We start from the raw sequence: 17,166 nt of genomic DNA, 5'->3' as shown, positions 1-17,166 counted from the left end.
TTTGGGCGCCCGGCATGAAGGTCTTGATCATCAGCGTGGATCTGGGCGAGCCCGATTACCAGGCGCATGCCGAAGAATTCGCCATGCTGGCCAAGGGTGCGGGCGCCGATGTCGTGGCAACCATCGTCGCGCGCCGCGCGCGCCCCGATGCGGCGCATTTCATCGGTTCGGGCAAGCTGGAAGAAGCCATACTGGCGGCCGACGCCGCCGGAGCCGAAATCGTGCTGTTCGACCAGCCCTTGACCCCGGCCCAGCAGCGCAATCTGGAACGCGGCTTCAACCGCCGGGTGGTGGACCGGGTCGCGCTGATCCTGGACATCTTCGCGCTCCGCGCAAAAAGCCATGAAGGCAAGCTGCAGGTCGAGCTGGCCCAGCTGCAGCATCTTTCCACCCGCCTGACGCGCATGTGGTCCCACCTGGAGCGCCAGCGGGGCGGCATCGGCATGCGCGGGCCCGGCGAGGCCCAGCTCGAGATGGACAGGCGCATGATAGGCGACAAGGTGCGCCTGCTGCGCGAACGGCTGGCCCGCGTGCAGCGTCAGCGCGCCACCCAGCGCCGCTCGCGCTCGCGCGGCAGCACCCTGTCGGTATCGCTGGTGGGCTATACCAACGCGGGCAAGTCGACCCTGTTCAATGCCCTGACCCGGGCGGGAGCCTACGCGGCCGATCAGTTGTTCGCCACGCTCGATACGACCACGCGGCGGGTGTGGATAGAAGGGGCGGGGCAGGTGGTCGTATCCGATACGGTGGGTTTCATCCGCGACCTGCCGCCCACCTTGATCGCGGCTTTCCGGGCCACGCTGGAAGAAACGGTGCAGGCCGATTTGCTTCTTCATGTGGTGGATGCCTCCAGCCCCCAGCGCGACGAGCAGATCGCTGAAGTCAACAAGGTTCTGACCGATATCGGCGCCGATGAAATTCCGCGGATACTGGTGTACAACAAGATCGACGCGGCGGGGTACGAGCCAAGGGTGGAACGTAACGAACATGGTACGATTGCACGAGTTTTTGTCAGCGCCTTGGGGCGCCTGGGTTTAGACGGCTTGCGTGGGGCAATCGTCGAATCTGGTCAAATCGCGGGACATAATGCGTTTAATATCGAAAATGTTTAATTTGAATGACCCCGGTTGGGGGCGTGGCAACAATAACGGCTCCGAACCGCCCCGGCGGCCGGGCAAGGGCGACGGCCCTCCCGACCTGGACGAGGTATGGCGCGATTTCAACAATCGCCTGGGCTCCCTGTTCGGGCGCAAGCCCAAGCGCGGCGGTCCTTTCGGCGGCGGCGACAACGGGTCGGGAAATGGCGGCGGGGCGCAGCTTCCCAAGGGCTCGCCCAAAATGGTCGGGGTGATCGTCGTCATCCTGATCGGGCTGTGGCTGGCCAGCGGCTTTGTCATCGTCCAGGAAGGGCAGGTCGCCGTGGTAACCAAATTCGGCAAATACACCAAGACATTGCCGCCCGGCCTGCAATGGCGGCTTCCGTATCCCATCGAAAGCCATCAAACGGTCAATATTTCGCAATTGCGTACTTTCGAAGTCGGTTTTCGCGGCACGGCGCGCAACAAGGTCCTGCCTGAATCGCTCATGCTGACGACCGACGAAAACATCGTCGACCTGCAGTTCGTGGTGCAGTATCGCCTGGTCTCCACCGGCGCGCCGGATTACCTGTTCAAGACCAGCCAGCCGGACGAGTCGGTGCGCCAGGCGTCCGAAACCGCCATGCGTGAAATCGTCGGCAAGAAACCCATGGATTTCGTGCTGTACTCCGGCCGTACCGAAGTCGCCACCGAAGTGCAGAAGCTGGCGCAAAGCATACTGGACCGCTACGAAACCGGCATCCAGATCAGTACGGTCGCCATCCAGAACGTACAACCGCCCGAGCAGGTCCAGGCGGCCTTCGACGACGCCGTCAAGGCCGGCCAGGATCGCGAGCGCCAGATCAACGAGGGCAATGCCTATTCCAACAAGGTCTTGCCCGAGGCGCAGGGCCAGGTGGCCCGCATGATCCAGGAAGCCGAAGGCTACCGGGCCAAGGTGATCGGCGACGCCCTGGGCGACACCGCGCGCTTCACCAGCGTGGAAGCCGAATATGCGAAGGCGCCGGACATCACCCGCGAGCGCATGTATTTGTCGACCATGCAGGAAATCCTGGAGAACACCAGCAAGATCATGGTCGATTCGCAAGCCAGCAACAACATGTTGTACCTGCCCCTGGACAAGATCATGCGCCAGGCCGCCGGCGATCGCGCCACCTTCAGCGGTTCGGTAGAAAGCACGTCCTCGGCAGCCGCCGGCGCGACGCTGCCAAACAAGCCGGCCGCGCCCGCCCGCACCCGCAGTCCGGATGCAGGCGGGACCGCGACGAAGTCGCTGTCGGTGAATCCGTATTCTCGCTAGGAGGCCATGATGCAACGTTTTTTTCCTGCTTTAGTCGGCCTGGTCATTATCCTGGCGATTCTTTCCTCCTGCGTGTTCGTCGTGCGAGAGCGCGACGCCGCGCTGGTGTTCGCCCTGGGCGAGGTGCGCGACACCATCACCGAGCCGGGCCTGTATTTCAAGTTTCCGCCGCCCTTCGAGAATGTGGTGCGGCTGGACAAGCGCCTGCAGACCATCGAAACCAGCGATCCGGAACGCATCCAGACCGCCGAGAAGAAGAACCTGCTTATCGACTCCTTCGTCAAGTGGCGCATTTCCGATCCGCGTCTTTTCTATGTGACCTTCGGAGCCAATGATCGCGCCGCCGTCGAGCGGCTCCAGGCGCAGATCCGCGACGCCTTGAACGCATCGGTCAACGTGCGCACCGTGAAGGAAGTGGTCTCGAACGAGCGCGACACCATCATGCGCGAAGTGCTGACCAACGTCGAGGCGCGCGCCAAGCCGCTGGGCGTCCAGGTGGTCGATGTACGCCTGCGCCGCATCGATTTCGCCCCTGAAATCTCCGAGTCGGTCTACCGCCGCATGGAAGCCGAGCGCAAGCAGGAAGCGAACCGCCTGCGTGCCACCGGCGCGGCCGACAGCGAACGCATACGGGCCCAGGCCGATCGCGAGCGCCAGGAATTGCTGGCCAAGGCCTATGCCGAAGCCCAGCAGATCCGGGGCGAGGGCGACGGCAACGCGGCGGCCATCTATGCCGAGGCCTATGGCAAGAATCCGGAGTTCTACAGCCTGTACAAGAGCCTGGAAGGGTATGCGTCGGCATTTTCCAGCCGCGACGACGCCCTAGTCCTGAGCCCCAAGTCCGAGTTCTTCAAGTACTGGAATTCGGCTGCCGGCAGCAAGCCGGCTACGCCTTGATGATGGGCTAGTCGTCGCCTAGGAACTGTCGTGGCCGGCTGATGCCGGGGCGAGTTTCTAGGCGATTGCGCTTTTGTTGAACGGCCCGGTTATCCGGGCCGGTTTCTTTTTGCTTTCTCGTGTTCTTTAGGCGCGTTTGATTGCTGGGTGGGTTCTTTGTTGAGTTCTTAAGCGCTGTGGCGGGCGGGCCGGGGCCGTGCTCCCGATCGCTGCGGCCCTTCGGGCTTCCCTTGTCCCGGCTCTTCATCGGGGGACGGACGCGAACTCATGAATCAAGCAGCCCCCGGCTGCTTGATTCATTCAGACAGCGCGTCCTCTTACGCCCCCGCTTCCAAGCCAGGCCTGCGGCTTGCTCAATGGTCGCCCGCCCCCGGCCCGCCCGCCGCAGCGTGACATCAAAGAATGGTGAAGATCTGGGCGTGCCTAGACTGAATGTTCCAGGCCGCGCCGCCTGTAGGGCGCGGCCTGGAACGGCGCAAGAACTCTTCAAGCAACCAGCACCACCTCAAAAAAATGCCAAGCAAGCAAACCGCCCCAACGATGCGGCGCATTTCACTTATGTAGCTGGCGAGGTGGTGGGGGCCGGGCTGCGGCGACTTTCGGGGCCGAGCGAGCCGCAGGCAAAGGAAGCCCGAACGGGCGGACGAGCCGGGCGAAGCGGTGTTCGGCGCGTAGGCGCCGAACCGGTCACGAGGAGCAAAGCCCGGCCCCCGCCACCTCGACGGCGTTAACAGAACGAGAACGAAAACTCGGTTCCTTTCGCCAGCGTCAACAGAAGAAGAACGCGCGAGTTCCTCCTGATCGGGCGTAAACGGAACGAAAACCTGTTCCTACCATTTCGTCGGTGCCTGGCTTCCAAATTGGGAAGCGGCCCTTCAAAGGGCCGCCCCGGTTTCACTTATTCAGCGCTATCGTTTATACTAGCGCGTAAGTTTTGTTTACCTTTACCGCAAGCGACTTGGCGGGCTTACGCCCCAGGTCGCTTTTTGTTTGGTTTTTTTATCAAGGTTCTTTTCAGGGCTGCATAATGTCCAACTGGTTGTTGCCGGAAAGTCTGGCGGATATCCTGCCGGCCGAAGCCCGTCGCATTGAGGAATTGCGGCGCGATTTACTGGATCTGTATCGCGCATATGGTTTCGAGCTCGTGGCCCCGCCCCTGGTCGAGTACCTGGATTCCCTGCTGTCGGGCACGGGCGGCGACCTGAACCTGCGCACCTGCAAGCTGATCGACCAGATTTCCGGACGCACCCTGGGCGTGCGCGCCGACATGACGCCGCAAGTGTCGCGCATCGATGCGCACTTGCTCAATCGCGAGGGCGTCACCCGCCTGTGCTATTGCGGCACGGTCCTGCATGCCAGGCCGGCCGGCCTGCTGTCCGATCGCGAACTGCTGCAGATCGGCGCCGAAATATTCGGGCATGCCGGCTTCGAGGCCGACATCGAAATCATCGAACTGGCCCTGGAAAGCGTCAAGCGGGCCGGGCTGGTCCAGGCGCGGCTCGACCTGAATCATCCCGGCGTGCTGCGCGCCATCATCGAATCCGATCCGGCGCTTGCCGACCAGGCCGGCGCCATCTTCGATCTGCTCAGCACCAAAGACATGCCCGGCCTGACCGAGCTGGGGGCGCGCCTGCCCGATGTCCGGCCGGAAAGCATACAGACCTTGCTGAAGCTGGCATCGCTGTACGGCGGCACCGAAGTCATCGCCAGGGCCCGCACGCAACTGCCCGCCTTGCCGGGCCTGCTTGCGGCGCTCGACGAACTGGAAGCGCTGGTCCGGGCCTTGCCCGAGCATGAGTTCAGCGTCGACCTGGCCGACATGGGCAGCGGCTACGGCTACCATTCCGGGGTGGTGTTCTCGATTTATGCCCAGGGCTGGCACGATGCGCTGGTCCGGGGCGGCCGCTACGATGGCGTGGGCCGTGCCTTCGGCCGTTCGCGGCCGGCCACCGGTTTCAGCCTGGACTTGCGCAAGCTGTCCTCCGGCCTGCCGCCGGCGCCGCGGGCCAACGCCATACGCGCCCCCTGGGGCACCGACACCGCGCTGGTCGAGGCCTTGCGTCAATTGCGCAAGGCCGGCGAAATCGTGGTGCAGATGCTGCCGGGGCAATCGCAGCAGCTGGATGAATTCACCGTTGATCGAGAACTGATTCTGGATGGCGGGGCATGGAAGGTAAGGGCGATTCCCTAGCCTGGCTGGCCGGGCTGTTATATCGTATGAGTTAAACCTACTTTGGCCTTTGCGTCTTTCGGGCCGAATTTTTTTGATACGTGACATGAGCAAGAATATTGTTGTGATCGGTACCCAATGGGGTGACGAAGGCAAGGGAAAGATCGTCGACTGGCTGGCCGAATCGGCCCAGGGCGTGGTTCGTTTCCAGGGCGGCCATAACGCCGGACATACACTGTGGATCAATGGCAAGAAGACCATACTGCGCCTGATCCCCTCGGGCATCATGCATCCCCACGTCACCTGCTACATCGGCAACGGCGTGGTGCTTTCGCCCGAAGCCCTGCTCAAGGAAATCGGCGAGCTCGAAGAGGCCGGCCTGGACGTGCGCTCGCGCCTGCAGATATCCCCCGCCTGCCCGCTGATCCTGCCTTATCACATCGCCATCGATCAGGCCCGCGAAGCGCGCAAGGGCGAGGGCAAGATCGGCACCACGGGACGCGGCATAGGCCCGGCCTACGAAGACAAGATCGGCCGCCGCGCCCTGCGCGTGCAAGACCTGTACGACCCCGAGATCTTCGACGAGAAGCTGGCCGAGACCCTGGATTTCCACAACTTCGTGCTCATCAACTACCTGGGCGGCAAGGCCGTCTCGGCCGACGAGGTGCGCGATCAGGCCATGGCCCTTGCGCCCGCCATCAAGCCCATGGTGGCCGATGTCTCCAGCAACCTGCATATCGCCAAGAAGGCGGGCCACAAGCTGCTGTTCGAGGGCGCGCAGGGCGCGCTGCTCGATATCGACCACGGCACCTATCCCTTCGTGACCAGCAGCAACTGCATCGCCGGCGCGGCATCGGCCGGCGCGGGCGTCGGTCCCCAGACCCTGGATTACGTATTGGGCATTGCCAAGGCCTACACCACGCGTGTCGGGTCGGGCCCGTTCCCCACCGAATTGCTGGACGACACCGGCGCCCGCCTGGCCACCGTCGGCAAGGAGTTCGGCTCGGTGACCGGCCGGCCCCGCCGCTGCGGCTGGTTCGACGGCGCCGCCATGAAGCGTTCGGTCATGATCAACGGCATTTCCGGCCTGTGCATCACCAAGCTCGATGTCCTGGACGGCGTCGAGCAGATCAAGATCGGGGTGGGCTACCGCTACAAGGGCGAATTCCTCGATGTCCTTCCCTACGGCGCGCATGCCGCCGCCGAAGCCGAGCCCGTGCTGGAGGAAATGGCCGGCTGGACGGAATCGACCGTGGGCATCACCGAATACGACAAGCTGCCGGTCAATGCGCGCCGCTACCTGGAGCGCATATCCGAAGTGTGCGATGTGGCCATCGACATGGTCTCCACCGGTCCGGACCGCATGGAAACCATCGTGCTAAGGCATCCCTTCAGCGGCTAGGCCGCCATCGCGGATTCGCCGTCCTAGGGCCGCAGCCTTGCCGGGCTGCGGGTTTTTTTTGCAGCGCCGCCGCCTTGCGCAAGGCCCGAATCGGGTGCTTTGCCCGGCAAATGCTTTTCTCGGCCGGCTTAGGGGTTTATCATTACGCTCCTTGCAAATAAAACGCGGAATTAGGGAATCTACTGTCTTATGAGTCTGCCTCCGAGCACCGATCGCGACCTTTGGGTCAGTTGGGATCAATACCACGGCCTTATCGAGCGGCTGGCCTTGAATGTCCATGAATCCGGATGGCAGTTCGACAAGATCGTATGCCTGGCGCGCGGCGGGGTGCGGGTGGGCGACATACTGTCCCGCATCTACGACATGCCGCTGGGCATCCTGGCCACCAGCAGCTATCGCGAGGCGGCCGGCACGCAGCAGGGTCAACTGGATATCGCCCAGTTCATCACCATTACGCGCGGCACCCTGGACGGCAAGGTGTTGCTGGTTGACGACATGGTGGATACCGGCATGACCTTCAATCGGGTGCGCGACCACCTGCAATCGCAGTTTCCCGCGATTACCGAATTAAGGACCGCCGTGCTGTGGTGGAAGGGGCATTCGCAGGCCTCGCCCGATTATTTTGTCGAGAAGCTGCCGACCAACCCCTGGATACACCAGCCCTTCGAGGACTATGACAGCATACGTCCCCATCAGCTGGAAGCCTGGGTGCGCAAGGGCGTGCGCAGTTGAGGCCTCGTCCGGCGGCATGCCGCCGCCTGCCAGCGCAAAAGACGCCGTAAATGCTTATTTCATGCTAGAATCACAGGTTGTCGTTTGTCCACTAACTAATTTTTAACCTTCAAGGCTTAAGATTACATGCCTATCGTTCGTCTGAAAGAAAACGAGCCCTTCGAAGCCGCACTGCGCCGCTTCAAGCGCACCATCGAAAAAATCGGCCTCTTGACCGAGCTGCGCTCGCGCGAATTTTACGAGAAGCCCACGGCAGAACGTAAACGCAAGCATGCCGCCGCCGTCAAGCGCCACTACAAACGCATCCGCAGCCAACAACTGCCTCCGCGTCTGTATTGATTGATACCTGAATCATTTGTTCAGGAACTTCTCGCCCGAGTTGATGTTGTCGATGTCGTCGGGCGATATGTACAGTTGCGCAAGGGCGGGGCCAATCTGCTTGGCCTGTGCCCCTTCCACAACGAAAAAAGCCCCTCGTTCACGGTAAGCCCCACCAAACAGTTCTACCACTGTTTCGGCTGCGGAGCGCATGGCAGCGCCATTTCATTTCTGATCGAGCATACCGGGGCCAGCTTTCCCGAAGCCGTTCGCTCACTGGCCGCCAGCGCCGGCATGACCGTGCCCGAGGAGCCGCGCAGCCCCAGGCAGCGCGCCGCCGACAAGCGCCGCAAGGAAGAAGTCTCGCGCCACCAGCAGGTGCTGGACATGGCGCAGGCGCATTATCTGCGCGAACTCAAGCAGTCCCAGGCGGCCATACGCTATCTGAAGCAGCGAGGGCTTTCCGGCGAAATCGCGGCGCGCTTCGGCCTGGGCTGGTCGGGGAACGACCGGCGCGGACTGGCCGCCGTTTTTCCGCACTATGAAGATGCCGTACTGGTCGAATCCGGCCTGGTCATCGAGTCGGAGGACGGCCGGCGCTACGACCGTTTCCGTGAACGGATCATGTTCCCGATACGCAATACGCGCGGAAACATCATCGGTTTTGGCGGGCGCATCATCGGCAAGGGCGAGCCCAAGTACCTGAATTCACCCGAGACCAGCCTGTTTTCCAAAGGCCACGAGCTTTATGGGCTTTGGGAAGGGCGAGCCGGCATACGCAGCGAAGGCTACGTGCTGGTGGTCGAAGGCTATATGGATGTGGTGGGGCTGGCGCAGCACGGCCTGGCCAATGCCGTGGCGACCCTGGGCACGTCGACCACGCCTTTTCATATCCAGAAGCTCTTGCGCGCCAGCAGCAAGGTGGTGTTCAGCTTCGACGGCGACAAAGCCGGCAGGAAGGCCGCGTGGCGCGCCTTGAATACCTGCTTGCCGCTGGTGCGCGACGACGTCTCGATGCGCTTCCTGTTTCTTCCCGCCGAGCATGATCCTGATTCCTACATAAAGGAATACGGCGCCGAGGCATTCAAGGCCACGGTGTCCGAAGCCGTGCCCCTGTCGCGCTTCATGCTGGACGAGCTGGCCTCGCGCCATGCGATGCATGAAGCCGAAGGGAGGGCCGCCTGCGTGCACGAAGCCAAGCCTTTGCTGGCTTTGCTGCCCGAGAGCACCTTGCGGGTCCAGATCGAGCGGGAGTTTGCCAAGCTGGTCCAGCTTACGCCGGAAGAGCTCGCCCAGATGATGCGCGATCTGCCGGCGCAGGCAGCGCCCGGCTCATCGGAGCCCGCCGGAGCGGATCGCCGCGATCACGGCGCTTATCCCGGTGGAGAAGAGCCGCCGGGCTTCTTGGACATGTCCGGCTTCGATTCCGGCGAGCCTTATTTCCACCCCGGCGATGCCGAAGGCTTTGAATATGCGGTGCCGGACTGGCCCGCTCCGGGCGGGGCGGACACCGGCCGCGGCGGCGAGGCATGGAAGGGTGGAACCCGGCCCGCCGCGGGCCGGCGCAAGCATGCGGCGCGCACGGTGACGCCCATGGCCAAGCGCCTCCTGCGCCTGTTGCTGGCGCATCCCGAGCTGGTCGCCAGCCTGGGCGACCAGCAGCTTGAAATTCTGGAGCATGGCCCCCACCTTGTACTTGTACGTGATTTGATCACTCTGGCGAATCTAAGCGGTGCGCGTCATGCGGGAGCCTTGTTGCAGGCCGCTGACCCGGGATCCGACCTTCAGGCCGTGCTGGATTCCCTGACGCCCGAATTGCTCGCTCAGGAAGACCTGCCCGATCCGCAAGCGGAATGGAACGACGCCTTGCGACGCATAGAGCTCGATGCCATCAAGGCCGAACAGTCGGCGTTGGTGGACGGAGGCATGAAGGACGAGGTTTCACGTAAAAGGTATCAAGAATTGACGCGACGCATAGCGCTGCTGCATAGTGCATCTTCGCGTTAAAGTACGATAAAATAGAGAGTTTTCGCGAAGTGACGGCTTACTTGCCCCAAGCATGAAAAGCGTCGTAACATTTGAACGAGCCGGCTAGCCCCTTTTGCCTTGCAACGACACCGCCACGATGGCTACGTCAAGGATACTCTATCTGGGCTGCATGGGTTCATGCGGATGCGACCGACGCGGTATGTTGAACCTTCGCGATGAGTAAGTTCTGCCCTGCAGCACTCGCTGGCTTTGCCCATCGGGTGTTTTTGCGCCTACGGAAGCGACTATGACCCAAGTTACTGGTAAAACCCCCCCGGCGTCTGAAGAGACAGCGAAAGCGACCACCATTGCGGCGACCGGCAAAAGCGCCGACAAGACGGCGGTAAAGGTCGGGGGAAGCGCCACCGAGAATGCATCCGCAAGCAAGGCCGCGGCCAAGAAGGCGCCGGCCAAGAAGGCGGCTGCGTCCAAGACGGTCGCCAAGAAGGCGGCCCCCAAGAAGGAAGCCGCCACGACGGCTTCCGCCGCCGCGAAAAAGACGGCGGCGAAAACCGCCGCCAAGGCGCCGGAAGGCGCTGTGGCGAAGAAGGCCGCCAAGGCACCCACGGGACGCCGTCCCGGCCGTCCAGCCAAGAACGCCAATAACGATGCCGCCGACTTCAACGACGACGATACGGGCGACAACGAGGTCATCCCCGAGCTCAAGCCACTGCCCAAGCGCGGCGGCAAGCGCGGCAAGGGCGACAAAGACGTTCCCGCGCGCAACCAGATGACGCCCGAAGAGCAGGAAGCGCGCCGCAACCGCCTGAAGGTGCTGATCAAGCTGGGCAAGGATCGCGGCTACCTGACGTATGGCGAGATCAACGACCACCTGCCCGATGACCTGGTCGACGCCGAAGCCATCGACGGCATCATCAGCACGTTCAGCGACATGGGCATTTCGGTCTACGACCAGGCGCCCGACGCCGAAACCCTGCTCATGAGCGACAACGCCCCGGTGGCCTCCAGCGACGACGACGTCGAGGACGAAGCCGAGGCGGCGCTGACCACGGTCGACTCCGATTTCGGCCGCACCACCGATCCCGTCCGCATGTACATGCGTGAGATGGGCACGGTCGAACTGCTGACCCGCGAAGGCGAAATCGAAATTGCCAAGCGCATCGAAGACGGCCTCAAGCACATGGTCATGGCCATTGCCGCCTGCCCGACCACGGTCAACGAAATCCTGCAGTATGTGCAGCGCGTGCGCGATGGCGCGGCCCAGATCGACGAAGTCGTCGACGGCCTGATCGACCAGGAAGGCGAGGAATACGCCGGTGCGGGCGTGTCGGTCGACAACGACGAAAACGAGGACGGCCCGGCCGGCGGCATGAGCAGCAAGCAGCTGGAATACCTGCGCACCAAGTCGCTCAAGAAGTTCGAGATCATCAGTGAATGGTTCGACAAGATGCGCAAGGCCTTCGAGCGCGACGGCTACCAGGCGCAGGAATACATCCAGGCGCAGGAAGCCATACTGAACGAGCTCATGGGCGTGCGCTTCACGGCCAAGATGGTCGAGAAGCTGGCCGACACCCTGCGCGAGCAGGTGGCCGAAGTGCGCAAGCTGGAACGCGCCGTTCTGCATGCCTGCGTGGACCGCGCCGGCATGCCGCGCGCCTATTTCATCAAGGCCTTCCCCGGCAACGAGACCAACCTGAACTGGGTGCTGGACGAAGTGGCCGCCGGCCATCCGTATTCCGAAACGCTCGAACGCCATATCCCCGCCGTCCAGGAGATCCAGCAGAAGCTGATCGACCTGCAATCCAGCGTGGTGCTCCCGCTCAAAGACCTGAAAGACGTCAACAAGCGCATGGCGACCGGCGAGGCCAAGGCCCGCAAGGCCAAGCGCGAAATGACCGAGGCCAACCTGCGCCTGGTCATTTCCATCGCCAAGAAGTACACCAATCGCGGCCTGCAATTCCTGGATCTCATCCAGGAAGGCAATATCGGCCTGATGAAGGCGGTGGACAAGTTCGAGTACCGTCGCGGCTACAAGTTCTCCACCTACGCAACATGGTGGATACGGCAGGCCATCACGCGCTCCATCGCCGACCAGGCCCGCACCATCCGTATTCCGGTGCACATGATTGAAACGATCAATAAAATGAATCGCATCAATCGCCAGATCCTGCAGGAGACCGGCGCCGAGCCCGATCCCGCGACCCTGGCCCAGAAAATGGACATGCCCGAAGACAAGGTGCGCAAGATCCTCAAGATCGCCAAGGAACCCATTTCCATGGAAACCCCCATCGGCGACGACGACGATTCCCACCTGGGCGATTTCATCGAGGATACGGGCACCCTGTCGCCGTCCGAATGGGCCTTGCACGGCTCCATGCGCGATGTCGTCAAAGAAGTTCTGGACTCGCTCACGCCGCGCGAAGCCAAGGTCCTGCGCATGCGTTTCGGCATCGAGATGAGCACCGACCAGACGCTGGAAGAGGTCGGCAAGCAGTTCGACGTCACGCGCGAGCGCATCCGCCAGATCGAAGCCAAGGCGCTGCGCAAGCTGCGCCATCCCAGCCGCGCCGACAAGCTCAAGAGCTTCCTTGAAGGACAGTAGTATCATTCAAGGGCACGGTTAGCCATGAACAAAGCGGCTGCTTCGGCATGCCGCTTTTTTTTTTCCAATGGCGTTAGGTGTTTTTGCCCGCGCTGCGGGGGCATTTTCTAGAGGATAGTCGTGAGCCAAGTGAAAAACATTGCTGTCATCGTCGGTAGCCTGCGCAAGGACTCCATCAACCGGAAGGTTGCGCAAGGCTTGATCCAGCGGGCGCCGGACTCCCTGTCGATGGAAATCGTCGAGATAGGGCAGCTTCCTTTGTACAACCAGGACTACGATGCGGAGTCGCCCGCGCCGTACACCGAGTTCCGGAACAGGATAGCGGCCGTCGACGGCGTGCTGTTCGCCACGCCCGAGCACAACCGCTCCATGCCGGCCGCCCTCAAGAATGCGGTGGATATCGGCTCGCGGCCTTATGGAAAGAGCGTCTGGAACGGCAAGCCCGGCGCCATCATCAGCGCGTCGCCATCGATGCTGGGCGCCTACGGGGCCAGCCAGCATCTGCGCCAGTCGCTGACCTGCCTGAACATCTACTGCATGCCCAATCCGGAAACCTACCTCAGCCAGGCCGACAAGCTGTTCGATCCGGCGGGCGAGCTCACCGAGACGGGGCAATCGCTGCTGGGGCGCTATATCGAGTCCTATGCCCAGTGGGTGGCGCGTTTCTAGAAACATATCTGCACGGAGGCGATTCATGACTTGGTCCATCGATTTGAACTGCGACATGGGCGAGGGTTTTGGTGCCTGGAAAATGGGGCAGGATGAGGAGATCCTGCCTTACGTGACCTCGGCCAACATCGCCTGCGGCTTCCATGCCGGCGATCCGGCCACCATGCGCAAGACCGTCGCCGCCGCAATCCGGCATGGCGTGGCGCTGGGCGCACATCCCGGATTGCCCGATCTGGCGGGCTTTGGCCGCCGCAACATGGACATCAGCCCCCAGCACGCCTATGACATCGTGGTGGTGCAGGTGGGCGCCCTGGCCGGCGTGGCCGCCAGCCAGGGGGGCCGGCTTCGCCACGTAAAGGCCCATGGCGCGCTGTACAACATGGCTTCAAAGAACCGGGAACTGGCGGCCGCCATCGCCGGGGCGGTGCGCGACGTGGATGCGTCGCTGGTGCTTTATGCCCTGGCCGGCAGCGCGCAGGTCGACGCGGCCGGGGAGGCGGGTCTGAAGGTGGCGCAAGAAGTGTTTGCCGACCGCAGCTACCAGAGCGACGGTTCGCTGACGCCGCGCACGCAGCCCAACGCCATGATCGAAGATCCCGATGTGTCCATACGCCAGGTGCTGCGCATGATCAAGGAAGGGAAGGTGGCTGCGGTGCAGGGCGGCGATGTCGCGGTCGCGGCCGATACCTTGTGCATCCACGGCGACCAGCCTGGCGCCGTCGTGTTTGCCAAAGCCATACGCAAGGCGCTTGAAGCCGAGGGGATCGTCGTCGGCTTCGCCCCGTCATGAAGGCCTGATGCGGCTCGCGGCGGCGTGGACGCAGATGCCGAACACCAGGCCCCAGAAGGCGCTGCCTATGCCCATGAAGGTCATGCCGGAGGCCGTGCATATGAAGGTAACCAGCGCGGCTTCGCGGCCATGGTCGTCGGCCAGCGCCCCGGCCAGGCTGTTGCCTATGGTCCCCAGCAGGGCCAGTGCGGCGATCGCCGCGACCAGCTCGACCGGGAAGGCGGCGAACAGGCCCACCACCGTCGCGCCGAAGACGCCCGTGAACAGATAGAACACCCCCGCCCAGACCGAAGCCAGATAGCGTCGTGACGGATCGGAATCGGCGTCCTTGCTCATGCAGATGGCGGCGGTGATGGCCGCCAGATTGAAGGAGAAGCCGCCGAAGGGTCCCAGGATCAGGCCCGCGACCCCCGTCCAGCTTATCAGGGGCGAGGCGGGCGTCTGGTAGCCGTTGGCCCGCAACACCGCCAGCCCGGGCACGTTCTGCGAGGTCATGGTCACAATGAACAGCGGAATGCCCACGCCGATCAAGGCCGATACGGAGAACTCGGGCGGCATCAGCAAGGGCGAGGCGGGCGTCCAGGCCAGGGTCTCCAGATGCAGCAGCCCCAAGGAACCGGCGCACAGCATGCCCACCGCCAGCGCCAGCGGAACGGTGTAGCGGGGCACCCAGATGCGGCCCAGCAGGAAGACGATGAACATCAGGCCCACCATCAGCCACTGGCTTTGCATGGCGGTGAACAGATCCATGCCGAAACGTATCAGTATGCCGGCCAACATGGCGGCGGCGATGTGCCGGGGCACGCACTGCATGATCTTCTGGAACCAGCCCGTGATGCCGCTGAGGGTGATCAGCAGCGATGAAAACAGGAAGACGCCGATGGCCTGGCTCATGGTCAGGCCCGACAGGCTGGTCACCAGCAGGGCCGCGCCCGGGGTGGACCAGGCGGTCAGGACGGGGTTGCGGTAGCGCAGGGACAGGCCTATGCAGCTTGCGCCCATGCCGATTCCCAGCGCCCACATCCATGAATTCAGCTCGGCGGCGCTTGCGCCCGCGGCATTGGCCGCCTGGAAGATAATCGCGACCGAGCTTGTATAGCCCACCAGCACGGCGATGAAGCCGGCGGAAATATGCGAAATCCTGAACCACTTGCCCACAGATGCCCAACCTTTGTTATTTTGAGTTGTCAGTGAATGCGTGAAGGTGGCTATGCTAGCACTGTTGGCAGATTCGCATGCATGATGCGCCGCCAGGCCCTGTGGATCGGACCACGTCCCGAGACCGGGACAAGGCCTGTGTCCGGTCGATTATTCCATTATTGGAAAGGCCATATCCATAATGCCCTCTTATTCTCTACCGCCCGGTTCCATAGAATGGGTGGACGCCAAGCCTGCATGACTTCGACGGCGTCGGCGGCGGTTCAATATTCTTCAATCTCGACTGGAATTATCCAAATGGCAAAAGTACTGGTTCTTTATTATTCGGCCTATGGGCATGTGGAAGCCATGGCCAAGGCCGTCGCCGAAGGTGCACGCAGCACGGGCGCAACGGTAGACATCAAGCGCGTTCCCGAACTGGTTCCCGAATCGGTGGCCAAGGCGTCCCACTACAAGCTGGACCAGGAAGCGCCCATCGCCAAGGTCGAGGACCTTGAACAGTACGATGCCATCATCGTTGGAACGGGCACGCGCTTTGGCCGCATGTCGTCGCAGATGGCCAATTTCCTGGACCAGGCGGGCGGGCTGTGGGCGCGTGGCGCGCTGAACGGCAAAGTGGGCGGCGCCTTTACCTCGACCGCTACCCAGCATGGCGGCCAGGAAGTCACCTTGTTCTCCATCCTGACCAACCTCATGCACTTCGGCCTGATCACCGTCGGCTTGCCCTACAGCTTCCAGGGCCAGATGACCCTCGACGAGATTAGCGGCGGAAGCCCCTACGGCGCCACCACCATCACGGGCGGCGACGGTTCACGCCGGCCTTCGGAAAACGAGCTGGCGGGCGCGCGCTTCCAGGGCGAGCATATCGCCCAGGTGGCCAACAAGCTGTTCGGCTGATCCAGCGGCGATTGCGGCGGCGCCGCGCCTGCTGGGGCGGCCAGGGCCTTGCTATGATGCAGATGCATGGCGGGACAGGGCGCCGAATCAATCGGGAGGGATGTCATGGGGCTGTTGATCGACGGCAAGTGGGCCGACCAGTGGTACGACACATCGAGCACGGGCGGCAGTTTCGTCCGCGGCAATGCGCAGTTCCGCAGCTGGATCACGCCCGACGGCGCTCCCGGGCCCAGCGGCCAGGGCGGTTTTCCGGCGCAGGCGGGACGCTATCATCTATACGTATCGCTGGCCTGTCCATGGGCGCATCGCACCCTGATCTTTCGCGCCCTGAAGGGGCTGGAGGACATGATAGGGCTGTCGGTCGTCCATCCCCATATGGCGGAAAATGGCTGGACATTCCAGTCGGCGCCGGGCGTCGTTCCCGACCCCTATGGCCATGCCCGCTACCTGTATGAAATCTATTTGCGCGCCATGCCCGGCTACACGGGCCGGGTCACCGTGCCCGTATTGTGGGACTCGCACAGGCAAACGATAGTCAGCAACGAGTCGTCCGAGATCATCCGGATGTTCAATTCGGCCTTCGACGGGCTGGGCGCCCGGCCCGGCGACTATGCACCCGCCGGCATGCTCGAGCGCATCGACGCCATCAATGCGCATGTTTATGAAACCATAAACAATGGGGTCTACAAGGCCGGCTTCGCCACGGAGCAGGAAGTCTATGAGCGCGAAGTACACAGGCTGTTCGAGGCCCTGGACGGGCTGGAGTCCCTGCTTGGCCGCCAGCGTTACCTGCTGGGGCCGCGCATCAGCGAAGCGGACTGGCGCCTGTTCACGACCTTGATCCGTTTCGATGCCGTGTATCACGGCCACTTCAAGTGCAACCTGAGGCGGCTCGTCGATTACCCTCATCTCTGGGCCTATGCGCGAGAGCTTTATCAATGGCCCGGCGTCGCCGCCACGCTGAATCTGCAGCACATCAAGCAGCATTACTATCGCAGCCATGGCACCATCAATCCCAATGGCATCGTGCCGGCAGGGCCGGTGCTGCATCTTGACGAGCCGCACGGACGCGGCCATCTGCCGGCGGCCGCCGCCTGATTTCGCGGGTGCGCCTCTTCGCAGGCATTGAATTTGCTGCTCGGTCA

The 17,166-nt window shown here is 62.8% G+C and carries 14 protein-coding genes; 13 read left to right on the top strand and 1 reads right to left on the bottom strand.

What is annotated here, in order from left to right; genetic code table 11:
• The first annotated feature begins 14 nt into the window (after positions 1-14).
• The 11 genes from hflX (at position 15) to OEG81_RS10450 (ending at position 13,966) form a co-directional block, all read left to right on the top strand.
• Positions 15-1,112 carry a GTPase HflX gene (hflX, locus tag OEG81_RS10500; protein WP_264129178.1) on the top strand — a complete coding sequence of 366 codons (1,098 nt, stop codon included), beginning with the start codon at positions 15-17 and terminating at the stop codon, positions 1,110-1,112.
• Entirely contained in the window at positions 1,087-2,397 is a 1,311-nt protein-coding gene (gene hflK, locus OEG81_RS10495; protein ID WP_264129177.1) for an FtsH protease activity modulator HflK, read from the top strand. Before hflX ends, hflK begins: the two co-directional genes overlap by 26 nt.
• Before the next feature lie 9 nt (positions 2,398-2,406).
• The gene (gene hflC, locus OEG81_RS10490) at positions 2,407-3,294 is read left to right on the top strand and encodes a protease modulator HflC (protein WP_264132567.1); all 888 of its coding nucleotides are present in this window, start codon (positions 2,407-2,409) and stop codon (positions 3,292-3,294) included.
• 1,027 nt (positions 3,295-4,321) lie between these two features.
• Positions 4,322-5,485 (top strand): ATP phosphoribosyltransferase regulatory subunit, encoded by a 1,164-nt coding sequence (locus OEG81_RS10485; protein WP_264129176.1) that lies wholly within the window; start codon positions 4,322-4,324, stop codon positions 5,483-5,485.
• 85 nt (positions 5,486-5,570) lie between these two features.
• Positions 5,571-6,866, top strand: coding sequence for an adenylosuccinate synthase (locus OEG81_RS10480; protein ID WP_264129175.1), 1,296 nt, complete (start codon positions 5,571-5,573; stop codon positions 6,864-6,866).
• 189 nt (positions 6,867-7,055) lie between these two features.
• Complete coding sequence (locus OEG81_RS10475; RefSeq protein WP_264129174.1) at positions 7,056-7,598, top strand: phosphoribosyltransferase; 543 nt, start codon at positions 7,056-7,058, stop codon at positions 7,596-7,598.
• Positions 7,599-7,724: 126 nt separating this feature from the next.
• Positions 7,725-7,937: a 30S ribosomal protein S21 gene (rpsU, locus tag OEG81_RS10470; RefSeq protein WP_013742464.1), complete on the top strand. Its 213-nt coding sequence runs from the start codon at positions 7,725-7,727 to the stop codon at positions 7,935-7,937.
• Positions 7,938-9,923, top strand: coding sequence for a DNA primase (gene dnaG, locus OEG81_RS10465; protein WP_264129172.1), 1,986 nt, complete (start codon positions 7,938-7,940; stop codon positions 9,921-9,923). It abuts the gene before it with no gap.
• Between the two features lie 268 nt (positions 9,924-10,191).
• Complete coding sequence (gene rpoD, locus OEG81_RS10460; RefSeq protein WP_264129171.1) at positions 10,192-12,507, top strand: RNA polymerase sigma factor RpoD; 2,316 nt, start codon at positions 10,192-10,194, stop codon at positions 12,505-12,507.
• A gap of 120 nt (positions 12,508-12,627) precedes the next feature.
• Complete coding sequence (locus OEG81_RS10455) at positions 12,628-13,176, top strand: NADPH-dependent FMN reductase (RefSeq protein WP_264129170.1); 549 nt, start codon at positions 12,628-12,630, stop codon at positions 13,174-13,176.
• A gap of 25 nt (positions 13,177-13,201) precedes the next feature.
• Positions 13,202-13,966: a LamB/YcsF family protein gene (locus OEG81_RS10450; RefSeq protein ID WP_264129168.1), complete on the top strand. Its 765-nt coding sequence runs from the start codon at positions 13,202-13,204 to the stop codon at positions 13,964-13,966.
• Here the strand turns inward: OEG81_RS10450 and OEG81_RS10445 are convergent.
• On the bottom strand, positions 13,961-15,124 hold the full coding sequence (locus OEG81_RS10445) for a benzoate/H(+) symporter BenE family transporter (RefSeq protein WP_264129167.1): 1,164 nt from the start codon (positions 15,122-15,124) through the stop codon (positions 13,961-13,963). The genes OEG81_RS10450 and OEG81_RS10445 overlap by 6 nt on opposite strands.
• Positions 15,125-15,421: 297 nt before the next feature.
• Between OEG81_RS10445 and wrbA the strand changes: the two genes are divergently transcribed.
• Together wrbA and OEG81_RS10435 are read left to right on the top strand one after the other, a co-directional pair.
• On the top strand, positions 15,422-16,021 hold the full coding sequence (wrbA, locus tag OEG81_RS10440) for an NAD(P)H:quinone oxidoreductase (protein WP_264129166.1): 600 nt from the start codon (positions 15,422-15,424) through the stop codon (positions 16,019-16,021).
• Positions 16,022-16,126: 105 nt separating this feature from the next.
• Positions 16,127-17,119, top strand: a complete 993-nt coding sequence (locus OEG81_RS10435; RefSeq protein WP_264129165.1) for a glutathione S-transferase family protein — start codon at positions 16,127-16,129, stop codon at positions 17,117-17,119.
• The last annotated feature ends 47 nt before the right edge of the window (positions 17,120-17,166 follow it).

Source organism: Pollutimonas sp. M17 (assembly GCF_025836975.1).
Lineage (GTDB): Bacteria > Pseudomonadota > Gammaproteobacteria > Burkholderiales > Burkholderiaceae_B.
This window is presented reverse-complemented; position numbering and strand designations above follow the sequence as displayed.